This is a genomic window from Chryseobacterium sp. JV274 (genome assembly GCF_903969135.1).
In the GTDB taxonomy this organism is placed as follows: domain Bacteria; phylum Bacteroidota; class Bacteroidia; order Flavobacteriales; family Weeksellaceae; genus Chryseobacterium.
In genome coordinates this window covers 686,568-704,006 of the sequence record NZ_LR824569.1, presented here as the reverse complement: position 1 = coordinate 704,006, position 17,439 = coordinate 686,568, and the positions used below count along the sequence as shown (strand labels likewise).

Below are 17,439 nucleotides of genomic sequence, written 5' to 3'. Positions count from 1 at the left end.
CACCCTGCAGCATTACTTTACAAACCTCTATGAATTTATGAAATTTTTATACCTTTTATATTCAAAAAAAGTCTATAAAATTTCGTATTTTTGCACGTTGTGATTTTCAGGCAAAATCATCCCGAATTATGAGCAAATCAACAGAATATATAGAAGTTTACGGAGCACGTGAACACAACCTTAAAAATATTAATGTTAAAATTCCACGCAACGAATTGGTCGTTATTACAGGCCTTTCCGGGAGTGGAAAATCCTCATTGGCTTTTGACACCATTTTTGCAGAAGGCCAGCGCCGTTATATCGAAACATTCTCTGCCTACGCACGTCAGTTTCTGGGTGGATTGGAACGTCCTGATGTAGATAAAATTGAAGGACTTTCACCCGTTATCGCCATCGAGCAGAAAACAACCAATAAAAACCCTCGTTCTACCGTAGGAACTGTAACCGAGCTGTACGATTTTCTTCGTCTTTTGTATGCAAGAGTTTCGGATGCGTACTCTTTGTCTACCGGGCAAAAGCTGGTAAGCTATACGGAAGATCAGATTCTGGAAACCATCAAAGAAAACTATAAAAAAGAGAAAATTATGCTTTTGGCGCCGGTAGTGCGTTCCAGAAAAGGGCACTATCATGAACTTTTTATACAGATGGCTAAAAAAGGCTACGGACAGGCAAGAATTGATGGTGAATTGCAGGATATTGAATACGATTTAAAGCTTGACCGTTATAAAACCCACGATATTGATATTGTTATCGACCGTTGGATTATAGGGGAGAGTGCCTCAGAAGGCAGAATGGAAAAATCATTGCGTACCGCGATGGAAATGGGAGAAGGAATTATCGGAATTCAGAAATTGGGAAGTAAAGACATCGAATACTTTTCCAAAAACTTGATGGATGCGGAAACAGGACATTCTTTGGCTTTGCCGGAACCGAATACTTTCTCATTCAACTCTCCGAAAGGAAGCTGCCCGAACTGTAAAGGGTTGGGAACAATCAAAAAGATAAATACGGATTATTTCATAGACAATCCAAAACTATCAATCAATCAGGGAGGATTATTACCATTGGAAGATATCAAATCAAACAAATGGATTCTTTCACAGATCAAAAATATTCTTGAGATTTTCGGACTAGGGTTAACAACGCCTTTGCAGGATATTCCTGAAGAGGCACTGGATTACATCTATAACGGATGTCATAAAGAATTTAATAAAGATCTTAAATACGCGGGAATTACCAAGAAAATAAAGATTGGTTTTGACGGGCTGATTGCTTTCATGGAGGAAATGATTGATGAAAGAGAATCTTATGAAGCTATTTTGCTGGAAAGACACTTCACTACAGAAGAAACATGTCCGGAATGTCATGGGACACGTCTTCAGCCTTCAAGTTTAAGTTTTAAAATTGACGGAAAGAATATTGCTGAGGTTAATGGTTTAAGTTTAGCAGATTTAAAAGATTGGTTAGCTGATGTTAAAGATAAATTCTCAGAAAAAAATAAAATCATTGCTCACGAGATTTTAAAAGAGATCGAAACCAGACTTCAGTTTTTGCTGGATGTAGGGTTGGATTATTTAAGCTTGAGCAGAAGTTCAAAAACCCTTTCGGGAGGAGAATCACAGAGAATCCGTCTGGCAACACAGATCGGATCTCAATTGGTGAATGTCTTATATATTCTTGATGAACCAAGTATCGGGCTTCACCAGAGAGATAATGAAAGATTGATTCATTCCCTGAAAAACCTTAGAGACATCGGGAACTCTGTATTGGTGGTAGAACACGATAAAGACATGATTCTTGAAGCCGATGAGGTATTGGATATTGGCCCAAGAGCCGGAAAATTCGGTGGAGAAATTCTTTGGCAGGGAAAACCAAAAGATTTGTTGAAAGCAGATACCATCACTGCTCAATATATCAATGGTAAAAGAAAAATTGCAATTCCTGAAGAAAGAAGAGCGGGAAGCGGTAAGAATATTGTTTTAAAAGGAGCTACAGGAAACAACCTTAAAAATGTAACCCTGGATGTTCCTCTTGGAAAACTGGTAGTAGTAACCGGAATCTCAGGAAGTGGAAAATCTTCTTTGATTAATGGTACTTTATATCCAATCCTTAACAAACATTTCTACAGAGCAGTTCAGGAACCTTTACCTTACAAAAAGATTGAAGGGCTGGAGAATATTGATAAAATTGTAGATGTAGACCAAACTCCAATCGGAAGAACACCACGTTCTAATCCTGCTACCTATACCGGAATGTTTACCGATATCAGAAACCTTTTTGCTGAGCTTCCGGAAAGTAAAATCCGTGGGTATAAGCCGGGAAGATTTTCTTTCAATGTAAAAGGCGGAAGATGCGAAACCTGTCAGGGTGGAGGATTGAAAGTGATCGAAATGAATTTCCTTCCGGATGTATACGTTCATTGTGAAACCTGTAACGGAAAACGTTTCAACAGAGAAACCCTTGAAGTTCGTTACAAGGGAAAATCAATCTCTGATGTTTTGGATATGACTATTGATGAAGCGGTAGATTTCTTCCAACCGATTCCTAAGATTTTTGCAAAAGTAAAAACGTTACAGGATGTAGGATTAGGGTATATTACCCTGGGACAGCAATCAACAACTCTTTCAGGAGGTGAAGCCCAGCGTATCAAGTTAGCAACCGAACTGTCAAAAAGACAAACCGGAAATACCCTTTATATTCTTGATGAACCAACGACAGGACTACATTTTGAAGACGTAAAAATCCTGATGGATGCTATCAACCAATTGGTAGAACTTGGAAACTCGTTCATTATTATTGAACATAATATGGATGTAATCAAATTAGCAGACCATATTATTGATGTGGGACCAGAAGGAGGTAAGTACGGTGGACAGATTGTTGCACAGGGAACTCCAGAGGAAATTGTGAAGTCTAAGAAGAGCTTGACAGGGAAGTTTTTGAAGAGGGAACTGGAGTAAATATTTATAAAAATTATACAGTATGTCATTCCGAAGGAATCTAAATAGTTTCCGTTGCAATGTTGAAATACTTTTAAAATAAAATTCCCATAATATTGGCTAAACTCATCGGGTTTAGCCTTTTTCATGCTTAAAATCGTCTCCCAATATTAAATTTTCAATTATTTTTAAAATTTATTATACTGAAAATCAATTAATTAAACCACAATGTTAACTAAATGTTAACTGAATGTAAAATTAATATGAATTATTTTTAATAACTTTGGGTAAGAGATACAAAAAAAGGTTAGTATAATATTTAAAACCAATTAGTTATGAAAAATAGAATTCAAATATTGTTTGCTTCACTTTTCGTTTGTGGATTTGCTGCCGTTTTGAACACTGCCAAAGCCCAAACTACCAATCATAATACCATTGAACCTATTCAGCTGAATAGAAGTGAGACTTTTACAGATATAAGAAATAAACTGGAAGCTAATTTTGACCTTACCAATCCTGATTACAAGCAGGGAACAGTAAACTCAGTAGTGAAATTTGATATTGCAAAAAATGGTAAAATTGTAAATGTTCACTCCACAGGAGACTGCAAAACCGTAAGCAAAGAAATTGAAACAGTATTAAGTGATCTTGATTATAAAGTAGATCGCAATAAACTGACTGAAAATATGGTTGCCTACACTTACGTAATGCCTGTAACAGTAGAAATTCACAGCAGATAGTATTTACAGCATATTATTCAAAAAAGTGTGAATAATGAAAACTTATCAGATTAAGTTGTAATAAACAATACACAGCAAGGTTTTAATTTTGGGCTACCATAAAATTAAAACTATATGAAAAATTTAAAGAAACTGACGAAGTCAGATTTGAAGTCAGTGTACGGAGGAGAACCTAAAAAATACTGTACGTTTTGCGAATGGGCAAATAAAGTAATTTGCAGTGATGTTCCAATCGTGCAGTGTCCATAAAAAAATAAAGCCGCTTTTATAAGCGGCTTTTCTATTATTTTGTACTTTGAACAAATTCTGTTAATCTTGCTTTAAGATCTTTAGAATTCCCTATCTTATCAAAAGTAACATTATCTATTCTCCATCCTTTCTCTGTATTGATCAGATGTACGGTATCCATCCAGGTTTCTTTAGGAATAGAGGAATTGTATTCAAACGCTATCAGTACTTCAGCAGTTTTATCCTGTATCTTGACAGATTTGATTTTATAACCTGTAAACCCTTCATAAAGACTGGAAAAAATAGCCCCTTCAAAGATTAATGGCTTTTCATCAGGATGATCACTCTTTTTTACCTTTTCAATATCCGCTTTTGATGCATGTATTGCCTCGTCTAAAACTTTTTTTAAACCCGGGGAAAACAAACTATCCGGAATCGGTTGATTATAAATAGCTTCATTGGATTTGCCATACTGAGTATAAAACTCATTTACTTTCTCATGAATAACTGTATCTTGGGATAAAGCAGACTGAACTTTATTCTTTTTACAGGATACAAGGAATAGGAAAATTCCTAAAAAGAGAAATAATTTTTTCATTTGATATAATTTTTTGCGGTATTTATCAGAATCCCAGGCTCAAAATGTATACCAAAATCTGTCAATAAAATATTTTTTAAGAATCACAAAAATCAATACATTTGAGTAGATAAAAAAATTGTGGATCCTATTCTTAACGTTGCTGTCCGTTCCCTCTGCGTTTACCTGTTCATGGTAATTGCTATCCGTTTATTTGGTAAAAATCAGCTTTCCCAGCTCAATGCGGGAGATGTTGTGTTGCTGCTGTTGATTTCAAATGCTGTCCAGAATGCGATGGTAGGTCCTGATACCTCTCTTCAGGGAGGAATTATTGCGGCATTGGTTTTGTTTGTTGCTAATTTTATTTTAAAGAGGATCATGTTTTCCAGCCGTTCCTTTCAGACCTTTATGGAAGATGAGCCGGTAATTCTTATCAGAGATGGAATTGCTAATCTGGCAGCCCTGAATCGTGTGAAAATTACAGAAAGTGAACTGGAAGAAGCTATAAGGGAACATGGGATTGAAAACATACAGAATGTAAAACTTTCCGTTTTGGAAGTTGATGGCAACATCAGTGTTGTTTCTGAAGATGAAAAGAGCAAGCAGACCCATTATTCAAGGATTAAAAGAAAAATGAAAAGAAAATACCATTAAATACGATGAATTACGAATTAAGAGAAATGCTTCCCAGTGACGAAAGCCGTGTGCTTGAAATTTTCCGACAAGGAGTAGATGGTGGAATCGCCACTTTAGAAACAGAAGTTCCTACAGCTGAAGCCTGGAGTATGGAATATTTCAATGACTGCCGGTGGGTGCTGGAAAATGAAAATAATGATGTGGTAGGATGGTGCGCTTTGAAGCCAGTGAGCAAAAGGGAGTCTTTTAAAGGAGTTGCAGAAGTAAGCATTTATTTTGATAACGAATACCAGGGTAAGGGATTGGGTTCCGTGTTGCTTAAAAAGATAATTTTGGATAGCGAAGACCACGGATTCTGGACATTACAAACCAATATCTTCTCCGAAAATGAGATGGCCGTCAAGTCTCATCAGAAAAATGGGTTCAGAGTGGTAGGTGTCCGAAAAAAAATCGGAAAGCTCAACGGCGAGTGGAAAGATCTTGTTTTGATGGAAAAAAGAAGCGAAATCATTTAAAAAATTATAAATGATGAGTTATGAATTAGGGATAGCTTCACTATAACTCGATATCTTTAAACCTTAAACCTTAAACCTTAAACCTTACGTTTTGAACTTTTCAATTTGGCATTACCCTTGTAATAATAAAGTTGAAAAAATAGAAATAATGAAAAATATAATTAAAATTACCGGAGTACTTATTGTGGCATTTATGCTTTCATCCTGCGTAGTTCATGACAATGGACATCGTGGTAAGACACTTCCGCCGGGACAGGCTAAAAAAGTGTATGGTGGAAGCGCAAAAGATTATGCCCCTGGGCAGGTGAAAAAGAGAAGTGGTTACTAACTTATAAAATAAGAACACCAGCATTCAGTTTTAACATACATTAGCCTAATTTCAATTTCTTTTGGCATTAACATTGATATATTTCGCTATCGAGATTGAAAAAGTGAAAATAATGAAAAGTATGTTTAAAATTGTTGGGGTAGGAGTGGTCCTATTAATGCTGTCCTCTTGCATAGTGCATGAGCCTCATGGAAGAAGAATGCCGCCGGGTCATGCAAAAAGATATTATGGTGGAAGTGCAAGATACTATGCACCTGGCCAGGTTAAGAAAGTGTATATTTATGACGATCGTGGCCATCATCACAGAGGCCGTGGTCATGGACATCACAGATAAAAAAGAAAAGCACTGATTTTTTCAGTGCTTTTTTATTATAAATTATAATCTCGACTTTTTTGGATTCAGAAAAGTATTAAAAATCATAACTTCCTGTCCAAATTTTTTCTCAATTCTTTCAGAAATATTCAGAAGTTCACTTTGAATGAAGTCTTCCCTCAGTTGATCATTATCAAAGATTAACAGAAGATTGTAGTTTTTACCTTCCTCAATAAAGTCACTGTGTACTTCAGAAAGAATATATTTGTCTACATCCATCAGGTTTTCAGTCATTAAAACCAGTGTTTCATCAATATAATTTTCCCATTCTTCTAGGTTGTCTTTCGTACAGTGGAAAGTTATACTTAATACGCTCATATTTTTATGAATTTTTAAGATTTTTTTGGATAAATTCTACAGCAAAAATCGGCATTTTTTTCGTAAATTAGCCCGTTAATAAAAATTGGAAATAAATAATTTTCAGACTTACAGCTAAGAGTTTGAATATCATTACAATAAAATTTGTTTATGCAAAAAGAAGGAGAAAGACTGATTCCTATCAACATTGTTGATGAAATGAAGTCGTCTTATATCGATTATTCGATGTCCGTTATCGTTTCAAGAGCGTTGCCGGATGTAAGAGACGGCTTAAAACCTGTTCATAGAAGAGTACTTTATGGTATGTATGGATTAGGGGTGTTTTCTAATAGAAAATATTTAAAATCTGCGAGAATTGTTGGGGATGTTTTGGGTAAATATCACCCCCACGGAGATTCCTCTGTATATGATGCTATGGTAAGAATGGCCCAGGACTGGAGCTTACGTTATCCTCAGGTTGACGGCCAGGGTAACTTTGGTTCAATGGACGGTGACCCGCCTGCAGCAATGCGTTACACTGAGGCAAGATTGAAAAAAATCTCTGATGAGGTGCTTTCAGACTTAGACAAAGAAACAGTTGATTTCCAGAATAACTTCGATGACAGTTTACAGGAACCGACAGTAATGCCAACTAAAATTCCGAACCTTTTGGTAAACGGTACTTCTGGTATTGCAGTGGGAATGGCAACTAATATGGCGCCACACAACTTATCTGAGTCTGTAGATGCTATCTGCGCTTATATTGATAATAAGGAAATTACAATAGACGAGCTGATGCAGCACATCATTGCACCGGATTTCCCTACAGGAGGTATTATCTACGGTTATGATGGAGTAAGAGATGCATTCCACACAGGAAGAGGTAGAGTTGTTTTAAGAGCTAAGGTTAGCTTTGATGAAATTGGAAACAGAAACGCTATTATTGTTAGCGAGATTCCTTATCAGGTTAACAAAGCGGAAATGATCGCCAGAACAGCAGAGCTTGTCAAAGATGAGAAAATCCCTGGTATCCACGAGATCAGAGACGAATCGGACAGAAAAGGACTTCGTGTTGTTTATGAATTGAAAAACGATGCTATCCCGAATGTTGTTCTTAACCTATTATATAAATATACATCACTTCAGACTTCTTTCAGTGTAAACAATATTGCATTGGTACACGGAAGACCGGAGCAGCTGAATCTTAAAGATATCATTCATCACTTTGTAGAGCACAGACACGAGGTAATCGTAAGGAGAACTCAGTTTGAACTTAAGAAAGCAAAAGAAAGAGCACATATCCTTGAAGGGTTCATGAAAGTAATCGGAACTCAGGATTCTTTAGACAGAGCGATTTCTATTATCCGTCACAGTGCAAACCCTCAGGCTGCAAAAGAAGGCCTTATTGAGGCATTTGAACTTTCAGACATTCAGGCTCAGGCGATCCTTGATCTTAGATTGGCTCGTTTAACAGGAATGGAGCTTGATAAAATCCGTGATGAATATGACGCAATCATGAAAGAGATTGAAAATCTGGAAGATATCTTAGCCAATGAGCCAAGAAGATTCCAGATCATTAAAGATGAATTGATCGAAGTCAAAGAAAAATACGGAGACGAAAGAAGAACAGAAATTGATTACTCAGGAGGAGAAATGTCTATCGAAGATATTATCCCGAACGAAGCTGTAGTTCTTACCATTTCTCACGCAGGATATGTCAAGAGAACTTCCCTTTCAGAATATAAAATTCAAAGTAGAGGAGGTGTAGGAAATAAAGCAGCAACAACAAGAGACTCCGATTTCCTTGAATATATCGTTTCTGCCACCAACCACCAGTATATGTTATTCTTTACAGAAAAAGGAAGATGCTACTGGTTAAGAGTATTTGAAATTCCGGAAGGCTCCAGAACAGCAAAAGGAAGAGCGGTACAAAACCTTATCAATATTGAACCGGATGATAAGATCAAAGCTTATATCAGAACCAACAACCTGAAGGATTCAGAATATGTAAATCAGATGAGTGTTGTGATGGTTACCAAAAACGGTACTATCAAGAAAACATCATTAGAAGCTTATTCAAGACCAAGAGTAAACGGGGTAAATGCTATCGAGATTAGGGATAATGACCAGTTATTAGGTGCTTACCTTACCAATGGAACATCTCAGATCATGATTGCTACCAAAAATGGTAAATGTATCCGCTTCCCTGAAGAAAAGGTAAGAGAGGTAGGTAGAGGATCTATCGGGGTAAGAGGTATTGCGATGGAAGACAATGATGAAGCTATTGGTATGATTGTTGTGAACGATGTAGAAAACGAAACAGTACTTGTAGTATCTGAAAAAGGATATGGAAAGAGAACTGCAGTAGAAGACTACAGAATTACCAACAGAGGAGGAAAAGGAGTTATCACCCTGAACATTACCGAAAAAACAGGAAACCTGATTGCTATCCAAAATGTAACAGACGAAGATGGATTGATGATTATCAATAAATCCGGTGTTGCGATCAGAATGGGAATGGATGAAATGAGAGTAATGGGTAGAAATACTCAGGGAGTAAAACTGATCAATCTTAAGAAAAATGACGAAATTGCAGCCATCGCAAAAGTAGCAATGGACAAAGATGTAGAAGAAGATTCTGAAGAAATTGAAGAAGGAACAGACATTGTAGCTGATAACCAGGAAGACAATACAATACCTCAGGCTGAAAATGAAACTCCAGCAGAGGAAAATGAGAATTCTGATTCTGAAGAATAAATTGTACAATATAAATATAAAATAGTTATTATGAAGAAACTAATTTTAGGAATGGCTATCGTAGCGTCTGCTTTTGCTTTTGGGCAGAAAAAAGATGCAGCTGCATTGAATGCCCAGCTTCAGGAAGCTAATAAGGTTGCTATGGATGCATATAATGCAAAAAACTATGCAGCTGCAGCACCTAAGTTTATAGAAGTTTATGACTTGTTGAAATCTAGTGGTCAGGACAACAAAATATATATGTATTATGCAGGACTTAGCCATGCGTTAGCAAATAACAGTGACCAGTCTATCAAAATATATACAGACCTTGTTAATTCCGGATTTACAGGAGTAGAAACAACTTATACTGCAAAAGAAAAGAAAACAGGACAGGTAGTGAATCTTGATAAAGCGACTTGGGAGCTTATGAAGAAGAATGCTGACTATACTGATTTCAAAACAGAGCAGACTAAAAGTATAGAGGGAGATTTATATGAAACTCTGGCTTCATTACTTCTTAATGCGAAAAAAGGACCTGAAGCTCTTGCTGTTATCGAAAAAGGATTAGTTAAATTTCCAAACAGTGCTAAACTTAAAGAAGCTCAGACTACAGCATATCTTCAGTCTGGAAATACAGATAAATTCGTTTCCGGATTGAAAGAACAACTAGCTAAGAACCCTAACGATCCAACAAATTGGTATAATCTTGGGGTAATGCAGGCTAAAAATCCTGCTACTGTTAATGATGCTTTAGAAGCATTTAAAAAAGCAATTGAACTTAAACCTGATTTCTCTGATGCTTATCAGAACTTAGTGTATACAACTATTGGTGATGATGCTAAAGTAGTAGGAGAGATCAATGCATTGAGAAAAGACAAGCCGGATGAAGCTTCTAAATTGATCGACGCAAGAAGAGAAAGATTTGGAAAAGCATTACCATACGCAGAAGGATGGTATAAAGCAAATCCAAAGAGTATTGACGCTGTTTCTGCATTGAAGGAAATTTATGTAGTAACTAAAAACATTGAAAAAGTTAAAGAAATGAAAGCTAAAGAAGCTGAGCTTAGTGCAGCTGCTAAGTAATCATTTGATAACTTAACTATAAAAAGCCGGAACAGCAATGTTCCGGCTTTTATTTTTTAAGAAAACAGAGTCCGTTGCCCATTCTGAAAAACACATTCTTACTCAATATCTACAAGCAGAAATTTTTCATTCAAAATTTCTCTTCTTTATTGAAATGATGGGTGAATTTCACACAGAGAATTTCTCTGTAATTCCGTATCTTTGAGAAAAATTTTTATAAGATGATCGAGTGGAAAACCGCCAAGGAATACGAAGATATTACCTATAAAAAATCTAACGGAGTAGCAAGAATTGCTTTCAACAGACCGGAAGTACGTAATGCGTTCAGGCCAAAGACAACTTCAGAATTATATGATGCTTTTTATGACGCTTCTGAAGACCCCTCAATAGGTGTTGTTTTACTTTCAGGAGAAGGACCAAGTCCAAAAGACGGAGGTTGGGCTTTCTGTAGTGGAGGAGATCAAAAAGCAAGAGGAGATCAGGGATATGTTGGAGAAGATGGAAGACACCGTTTAAATATTCTTGAAGTTCAGCGTTTGATCCGTTTCATGCCGAAAGTGGTTATCGCAGTGGTTCCGGGATGGGCAGTTGGTGGAGGACACTCACTTCATGTAGTATGTGATTTAACTTTAGCAAGTGAAGAACATGCAATCTTCAAGCAGACAGATGCTGATGTGACAAGCTTTGATGGTGGTTATGGTTCTGCTTACCTTGCTAAAATGGTAGGTCAGAAAAAAGCCCGTGAAATCTTCTTTTTAGGAAGAAACTATTCCGCTCAGGAAGCTTTTGAAATGGGAATGGTAAATAAAGTAGTTCCGCATGCAGAATTAGAAGATACAGCTTACGAATGGGCACAAGAAATTTTAGGAAAATCTCCGATGTCTATCAGAATGCTGAAATTCGCCATGAATCTTACAGACGATGGCATGGTAGGACAGCAGGTATTTGCAGGAGAGGCAACCCGTTTAGCATACATGACTGAAGAAGCTAAAGAAGGAAGAAATGCATTCCTTGAAAAAAGAAAACCGAACTTCGGAGAAGATCAATGGATATCTTAAAAATATAATTGATAATTGATAAATGATCGCTCAATCATCATTTATCAATTATCAATTATCAATTATAATTATATGACTGATTGGATAAAAGCCGCAAGGCTAAGAACTTTACCGCTTTCCTTAAGCGGAATTATTATGGGAGCTTTCATTGCAAAATGGAGACTTTACGGAGAAGGTGGAATCTGGGACTGGAAAATTTTTGCTCTGGCCCTTTTGGTAACACTTTTATACCAGATTTTATCAAATTATGCCAATGACTATGGTGATGGAGTAAAAGGTACCGACGCCAAAAGAATCAATGAAGCTGAAGCGAGAGCTGTAGCATCAGGAAAAATTACGGCTAAACAGATGAAAAATGCAGTGATCCTTTTCGCAGCATTATCTTTCATTGCTACTATTGCTTTATTGTATGTGGCTTTCATTCCAAACTACATAAATGAATTCTATATTTTCATAGGATTGGGAGTAGCAAGTATTCTGGCAGCAATTGGATATACAGTAGGTAAAAAACCATATGGATACATGGGGCTGGGAGATATCTTCGTGTTTATCTTCTTCGGACTTGTTTCTGTATGTGGAAGTTACTTTTTATTCACGAAAACTTTCAGCTGGGATATGCTATTACCTGGAACAGCTGTTGGGATGATGAGTATGGCAGTTCTTAACCTGAACAATATGAGAGATATTGAAAGTGATAAACTTTCAGGAAAAAACAGCCTTGCTTTAAGAATGGGATTCAGAAATGCAATGATCTATGAAATGGTCCTGTTACAGCTTCCTTTATTGCTGATTCTTGCGTTTTTAGGAATAAACGGATTTATGCAGCAGCAAAACTATTACGTTTTCATCGTAATGATTCTGTTGATCCCACTATCAAAACTGAGAAGAAAGATTTTATCGGTAAAAGAGCCAAAAGAATTAGACCAGTATTTAAAGCAGGTAGGCATCATGACGTTTGTAATGGCAATTCTTACAGCAGCCGGACTTAATTTATTTAACTAAATCTAAAATATTATACCATGAGTTCTAATGTCTATGTTGAAGCTCAAATGCTTATCAGGAAACCGGTTGAAGATGTTTTTGAAGCATTTATCAATCCTGAAATAACAACTCATTTCTGGTTCACAAAATCTACCGGAAAATTAGAAGAAGGTAAAACAGTTATCTGGGAATGGGAAATGTACGGAGTAAAAAACGTAGTAAATGTACATCAGGTCATCCCATACCAACTGATCAAAACAGAGTGGGGAGAGCCTTCAACGAACGTAGATTATGAATTCAAAACCATGGAAAAAGGCACTCTTGTTGTGATTAAAAGCTACGGATTCAGCCAGACAGGTGAAGATCTGTTAAAAGTAATTAATGACAATACAGGAGGTTTTACGACGGTTTTAGACGGCTGTAAAGCATATCTGGAACATGGAATTAATCTCAGACTGATTGAAGATAAATTCCCGCAAAAATAGAACACATGAAGACTGCTTTAAAGATAACTTCTTGTCTGTCTATTGTTTTAGCTTTATTACTTATTTATTATTTGATAGAAGAGTTAATGGGGGGTATGTCAGTTTTTGAAATTGATTTCATTCCTGCCTTGGTTACTTTGATTATCATTTCTAATGCTGTGTTAGCTTTTTATGTATTAATCGGGAAAGTACAAATAATGAAACCGTTATTGGGTCTCCAGATTTTAATAATAATACCCACATGTCTGTTGATATATGAGTTTTTTATAAAGCCACCCATGGGATGTTCTTAAATAAAAAGATGATTCTTTTCCTTAAAGGGATGAGACATCATTATTCAAAATTTTAAACTAAATTTAAAATGAAAATACAATTCTTAGGGCAAAATTGCTTCCTGTTTACGTACAAGGACAAAACAATTTTGAGCGACCCTTTTTACAATTACAAAAAAGCAGAATCAGGTTTTGATATTTCTGCTCAGAAAATTGATTACATCCTGTTGACTCATGCACATGGTGATCATATTGCCGATGTAGCAGAAGTATTGCAGCATTATCCGGAAGCTACCATCATTGGAGTACCAGAAGTATGCGGTTATTTTCAACAGGCTAAAAATAGAGACGATGTGAACTTAGGAGGATCTGCAAAAATTGACGATCTTAAAATTTCCATGGTTCCGGCTCATCATACAAGTTCTTTCCCTGATGGAAGCTATGGTGGCGTTCCTGTAGGGTATATCTTCAGATTGCCTGAAGGTAAGAATATCTATTTGGCAGGAGATACAGGAGTAATGGCAGATATGGAGCTGTTCCCGAGATTATACGGAAACATTGATCTTTCTATCCTTCCAATCGGGAGCCACTACACAATGTGCCCTAGAAAAGCATCTTTTGCCGCTGCAGAACTGTTGAAAACTCCAAAAGTAATCGGATGTCACTTTGATACTTTCCCGGCAATTGAGATCAATCATGAAAGTGCATTAAAACATTTTGCAGATAAAAATGTAGAACTTGTTTTACCAAAATTAGGCGAGACATTCGAGTTTTAATCAATAACGGGAATAGGTAATCTGAAAAATTAGAAAAATGAAAATGATGCGTAAGGTATTAAAAACAAAAAAAGATAATTATCAAATTACCTCTCTTCTCACTTTAAACCAAAAAAAAATGGCAAGCTACCTAAATCACACCGCTACGACCAATTACCTTTGCTGCGTTCCCACCCTGGAGGATTCTCAGGAGCTGGTTGTTTAGGACTTGCCGTTGCAAAGGTAGGAATATTTTATAAACTTCAAAACTTTATCAAAGAAAATTAGTCGAAAAAATGCCGTGGTAAAGCTAAACACTTGACATTTAGAGGGAAAATTTTTCAACTTTTTTCTAAAAATTTAAATATGACGAAAAGTCCATCAACACTAGGAATTATACTTTTTATCGCTACAATGATCGTTTTCTTTGTAGTATACACTTTTTTCTCAGGAATCAATTATTTTGATATCTCTCTGAAAGCCAACGCTTTTGTTTTGCCTCTTCTCTATGCGGGGGCTGCTTTCTGGTCTGTAAAATCCTATTGGAACAACCATAGAGTAGTAAAATTCAAAGAAGCTTTCAAAAGAGCATTCGTTCCGATGTTTGTCGGAGGAATTCTTTCCATTTTCAGTATTTATGCCTTTTTAAACTTTGTAGATCCGGCGGCCAAAAAGCTGTTGAACTACCAATATGTTCAGAGACAAAAATCAGAATTGGATACAGAATACACCTCTGCAAGAAAAATTCTGAAGCATCAGAAAGATATTGATGAGCTGGATCAGAAGTACATAGAAAGATTACAAAGCTTCACTCCAGAGGCGGTTAAAGGAAAAGATATGCTTACCGCAAGTCATTTTTCAGGATACTTTGCAGCAATTCTTATATTTTACGTAGTTTTGTCGGTGTTTTTCGGAGCATTTTTCAGAACAAGAACAATACATCAGCCCGAAGAAACAAATCAAGCCTAATTTTTATTAAAATTAAATGAATTTATCTATAGTTATTCCGTTACTGAACGAAGAAGACTCTTTGGAAGAGCTTTTTTCAAGAATCGATAAAGTATGCACAACCAACGATTTATCTTATGAAATCTGGTTTGTAGACGATGGAAGTACGGATTTGTCGTGGAGCATTATTGAGAATATGAAAGTTCAGTATCCTCAGATCCACGCTATTAAATTTTCCAGAAATTATGGAAAATCTCAGGCTCTTCATGCAGCCTTTGAAAGAACAAACGGAGATGTAGTTATTACCATGGATGCAGACTTGCAGGATTTCCCTGAAGAAATTCCGGAACTGTACAATATGGTAATCCATGACAACTACGATATCGTTTCCGGTTGGAAAAAGAAGCGTTTTGATAATGTAATGACGAAGAATATTCCGTCAAAATTATTCAATGCAGCAGCAAGAAAAGTTTCAGGAGTTTATCTTCATGACTTCAACTGTGGTTTGAAGGCTTACAAAAAGCAGGTGGTAAAATCTGTAGATGTTTACGGAGATATGCACCGTTATATTCCGGTATTAGCTGCCAATGCAGGCTTCAGAAGAATTACTGAAAAAGAAGTACAGCATCAGGCAAGGCCTTACGGAACTTCAAAATTCGGAACTGAAAGATTTGTAAGAGGTTTTCTGGATTTGATAACTCTTTGGTTTGTAAGTCGTTTTGGAGGAAGACCAATGCATTTCTTCGGAGCAGTAGGGACTTTAATGTTTATTGTTGGTTTTCTTTCTGCACTTTGGCTGGGAATTTCAAAATTGATTGATGTTGCAAGAGGAATTTACGGACATTTAATTACCAATAATCCTTGGTTCTTTATTGCTTTAACAATGATGATTTTGGGAAGTCTTCTGTTTGTAGCAGGATTCTTAGGAGAAATGATTATCAGAACGAACCGCGAACACAAGAATTATAATATTGATGAAGTGATATAATTTAAACACTAATGATGCAAATGTTTCACAAATGACACTATTGGTGTTTGTGATATTAGTGTATAAAATTAGTGTACTTAGTGGTTTTTAAGCTAAATAATAGTACACCACAATTAATTATAAAAATTTATCTTAATAAATGAAAGCACTCTGTCAGCAGGGTGCTTTTTGTAATTTATAAAAACTTTTAACCTTCATGTTTAACCTCAAACCTATTCTTTTTTATTTTCTTTTACTTTTTACAGCCTCCTGCTCATCTAACAAACTTTCTGGTTCCTGGGAGTTTATTGATATTTATGACGGAGAAATCCGTCAGACGGATACGTTGAAGACCAAGACAAACAATTCCAGATACGGAACAGGAATTCTCACTTTTTATCGGGATAAAACTTTCAGTTCGATTGGGAATAACGGGACTTATCAGATAGAAAATAATTTGTTGAAAATGAAGTATCATGGTGATGAAAAAGTAACATCCATGAGAATTTCTAATATCAGTAAAGATTACCTGCTTTTATTTTCAATGGCCGGAAGTCCTAAAACATGGTTTTATAAAAAAGTAAGAGGAAAGGAGAAATAAGAAATAGTCTTTTTCTGAAAAGCAAAAAATTGAAAATTATCAGGTATTTTATTGTCAAAAGACAAAGATTTTTAGAAATTTTAATCCTATTTTTGTTTAAAATAATATTGAAAGTCCTGTGAGAGACATGAAAAACCTTTTATAGATTTTCAGTAAAGATCGTTACGGTTATAATATAGAATATTTAAAATTAAATATGAAAAAAGTTGTATACACATTAATGCTGATGGCAGTAGTTTCCTGTGGAAAAGTTTCTCCGAAAGGAAATATTGAAAAGAAGGATGTGGATGTTTCGGAGTTTGTAAACCTTGATCTGGAAGGGAAATTCCGTGTATTTTATGCCAAAGGGCCTAAGAATTTTGTGGAAATAGAAACCTATCCGAATGTTGCTAATAACCTTGATGTGGATGTAAAAGATAAGACCCTTTTCATCAAAGAAAAAAGAGGTACTAAAGGAGTGGATTTTTATAATGTAACAATTTATTCAAAATATAACCTGGAAAAAGTAGCTGTTTCTGATTCTGTGGAAGTGAATATTTCAAGTGAAATAAAGACAGACAATTTCAGACTTAGCATGAAAAATAATGCAAGCTTCATGGGGTCTGTAAATACCAGAAGAGCAGAGGTGGAAATGCACAACAGAAGCCGCGCCAATTTCCTTGGATTGTCCAAAGATGCCGTTATAAAGATTTCAGATACAGCAAGTTTAATTGCTCCATACTGGAAAATTACCAATTTGAATATCGACTCTAAAAACGGGAATTATGCAGAAGTAAATGTAAAAGATTCTTTAAAAGGACATATTCAGAATACTGCAAAATTTATCTATTACAACGACCCTATCAGAGCTTTTAAAATAGAGAAAACAACGAAAGTTGAAAATAAGAAATTAGAGTAGTTTGGCTGGAAGATGGGAG

The 17,439-nt window shown here is 35.9% G+C and carries 20 protein-coding genes and 1 other RNA gene; 18 read left to right on the top strand and 3 right to left on the bottom strand.

Features of this window, described 5'->3' with window-relative positions:
- Positions 1 to 128 precede the first annotated feature (128 nt).
- From uvrA to CHRYMOREF3P_RS24380, 3 genes are all read left to right on the top strand, one after another.
- Complete coding sequence (uvrA, locus tag CHRYMOREF3P_RS03275) at positions 129 to 2,960, top strand: excinuclease ABC subunit UvrA (protein WP_077417014.1); 2,832 nt, start codon at positions 129 to 131, stop codon at positions 2,958 to 2,960.
- 314 nt (positions 2,961 to 3,274) lie between these two features.
- Positions 3,275 to 3,679 (top strand): hypothetical protein, encoded by a 405-nt coding sequence (locus CHRYMOREF3P_RS03270; protein WP_077417016.1) that lies wholly within the window; start codon positions 3,275 to 3,277, stop codon positions 3,677 to 3,679.
- A gap of 114 nt (positions 3,680 to 3,793) precedes the next feature.
- The gene (locus tag CHRYMOREF3P_RS24380; protein WP_077417018.1) at positions 3,794 to 3,928 is read left to right on the top strand and encodes a bacteriocin-like protein; all 135 of its coding nucleotides are present in this window, start codon (positions 3,794 to 3,796) and stop codon (positions 3,926 to 3,928) included.
- Between the two features lie 34 nt (positions 3,929 to 3,962).
- Here CHRYMOREF3P_RS24380 and CHRYMOREF3P_RS03265 read toward each other — a convergent pair whose 3' ends face one another.
- Entirely contained in the window at positions 3,963 to 4,505 is a 543-nt protein-coding gene (locus CHRYMOREF3P_RS03265; RefSeq protein WP_180563852.1) for a DUF3828 domain-containing protein, read from the bottom strand.
- A 120-nt stretch (positions 4,506 to 4,625) separates the two neighbouring features.
- On the opposite strand from CHRYMOREF3P_RS03265, the gene CHRYMOREF3P_RS03260 reads away from it, so the two are divergent.
- The 4 genes from CHRYMOREF3P_RS03260 to CHRYMOREF3P_RS03245 all read left to right on the top strand — a co-directional run bounded on the left by CHRYMOREF3P_RS03260 (position 4,626) and on the right by CHRYMOREF3P_RS03245 (position 6,297).
- Positions 4,626 to 5,138, top strand: a complete 513-nt coding sequence (locus CHRYMOREF3P_RS03260) for a DUF421 domain-containing protein (protein ID WP_077417022.1) — start codon at positions 4,626 to 4,628, stop codon at positions 5,136 to 5,138.
- 5 nt (positions 5,139 to 5,143) lie between these two features.
- Entirely contained in the window at positions 5,144 to 5,635 is a 492-nt protein-coding gene (locus CHRYMOREF3P_RS03255) for a GNAT family N-acetyltransferase (RefSeq protein WP_180563851.1), read from the top strand.
- A gap of 148 nt (positions 5,636 to 5,783) precedes the next feature.
- The gene (locus CHRYMOREF3P_RS03250) at positions 5,784 to 5,963 is read left to right on the top strand and encodes a quinol oxidase subunit 4 (protein WP_077417025.1); all 180 of its coding nucleotides are present in this window, start codon (positions 5,784 to 5,786) and stop codon (positions 5,961 to 5,963) included.
- A gap of 112 nt (positions 5,964 to 6,075) precedes the next feature.
- Positions 6,076 to 6,297, top strand: coding sequence for a hypothetical protein (locus CHRYMOREF3P_RS03245; protein WP_175627249.1), 222 nt, complete (start codon positions 6,076 to 6,078; stop codon positions 6,295 to 6,297).
- Positions 6,298 to 6,339: 42 nt separating this feature from the next.
- Here CHRYMOREF3P_RS03245 and CHRYMOREF3P_RS03240 read toward each other — a convergent pair whose 3' ends face one another.
- Positions 6,340 to 6,654 (bottom strand): DUF4286 family protein, encoded by a 315-nt coding sequence (locus CHRYMOREF3P_RS03240; RefSeq protein WP_047385794.1) that lies wholly within the window; start codon positions 6,652 to 6,654, stop codon positions 6,340 to 6,342.
- Positions 6,655 to 6,804: 150 nt separating this feature from the next.
- Here CHRYMOREF3P_RS03240 and gyrA point away from each other — a divergent pair, with 150 nt between their 5' ends.
- From gyrA to CHRYMOREF3P_RS03205, 7 genes are all read left to right on the top strand, one after another.
- Positions 6,805 to 9,390, top strand: coding sequence for a DNA gyrase subunit A (gene gyrA / locus CHRYMOREF3P_RS03235; protein WP_077417027.1), 2,586 nt, complete (start codon positions 6,805 to 6,807; stop codon positions 9,388 to 9,390).
- A gap of 30 nt (positions 9,391 to 9,420) precedes the next feature.
- A complete protein-coding gene (locus CHRYMOREF3P_RS03230) occupies positions 9,421 to 10,455 on the top strand; it encodes a tetratricopeptide repeat protein (RefSeq protein WP_180563850.1) in 1,035 nt (344 codons plus the stop codon).
- A gap of 221 nt (positions 10,456 to 10,676) precedes the next feature.
- Positions 10,677 to 11,513, top strand: a complete 837-nt coding sequence (locus CHRYMOREF3P_RS03225) for a 1,4-dihydroxy-2-naphthoyl-CoA synthase (RefSeq protein WP_077417031.1) — start codon at positions 10,677 to 10,679, stop codon at positions 11,511 to 11,513.
- A 72-nt stretch (positions 11,514 to 11,585) separates the two neighbouring features.
- Positions 11,586 to 12,515: a 1,4-dihydroxy-2-naphthoate octaprenyltransferase gene (gene menA / locus CHRYMOREF3P_RS03220; protein ID WP_180563849.1), complete on the top strand. Its 930-nt coding sequence runs from the start codon at positions 11,586 to 11,588 to the stop codon at positions 12,513 to 12,515.
- A 17-nt stretch (positions 12,516 to 12,532) separates the two neighbouring features.
- Positions 12,533 to 12,979, top strand: coding sequence for an SRPBCC family protein (locus CHRYMOREF3P_RS03215; RefSeq protein ID WP_180563848.1), 447 nt, complete (start codon positions 12,533 to 12,535; stop codon positions 12,977 to 12,979).
- 5 nt (positions 12,980 to 12,984) lie between these two features.
- Positions 12,985 to 13,272, top strand: coding sequence for a hypothetical protein (locus CHRYMOREF3P_RS03210; RefSeq protein ID WP_077417037.1), 288 nt, complete (start codon positions 12,985 to 12,987; stop codon positions 13,270 to 13,272).
- A gap of 68 nt (positions 13,273 to 13,340) precedes the next feature.
- A complete protein-coding gene (locus CHRYMOREF3P_RS03205; RefSeq protein ID WP_077417039.1) occupies positions 13,341 to 14,027 on the top strand; it encodes a metal-dependent hydrolase in 687 nt (228 codons plus the stop codon).
- A gap of 116 nt (positions 14,028 to 14,143) precedes the next feature.
- Here CHRYMOREF3P_RS03205 and ffs read toward each other — a convergent pair.
- Positions 14,144 to 14,241: signal recognition particle sRNA small type (gene ffs, locus CHRYMOREF3P_RS03200), an RNA gene on the bottom strand.
- A 131-nt stretch (positions 14,242 to 14,372) separates the two neighbouring features.
- Here ffs and CHRYMOREF3P_RS03195 point away from each other — a divergent pair.
- The 4 genes from CHRYMOREF3P_RS03195 to CHRYMOREF3P_RS03180 all read left to right on the top strand — a co-directional run bounded on the left by CHRYMOREF3P_RS03195 (position 14,373) and on the right by CHRYMOREF3P_RS03180 (position 17,420).
- Complete coding sequence (locus CHRYMOREF3P_RS03195; protein WP_077417041.1) at positions 14,373 to 14,975, top strand: DUF4199 domain-containing protein; 603 nt, start codon at positions 14,373 to 14,375, stop codon at positions 14,973 to 14,975.
- A 16-nt stretch (positions 14,976 to 14,991) separates the two neighbouring features.
- A complete protein-coding gene (locus tag CHRYMOREF3P_RS03190; protein WP_077417043.1) occupies positions 14,992 to 15,942 on the top strand; it encodes a glycosyltransferase family 2 protein in 951 nt (316 codons plus the stop codon).
- A 196-nt stretch (positions 15,943 to 16,138) separates the two neighbouring features.
- The gene (locus CHRYMOREF3P_RS03185; RefSeq protein ID WP_077417045.1) at positions 16,139 to 16,522 is read left to right on the top strand and encodes a lipocalin family protein; all 384 of its coding nucleotides are present in this window, start codon (positions 16,139 to 16,141) and stop codon (positions 16,520 to 16,522) included.
- A 196-nt stretch (positions 16,523 to 16,718) separates the two neighbouring features.
- On the top strand, positions 16,719 to 17,420 hold the full coding sequence (locus CHRYMOREF3P_RS03180) for a GIN domain-containing protein (RefSeq protein ID WP_077417047.1): 702 nt from the start codon (positions 16,719 to 16,721) through the stop codon (positions 17,418 to 17,420).
- Positions 17,421 to 17,439 lie beyond the last annotated feature (19 nt).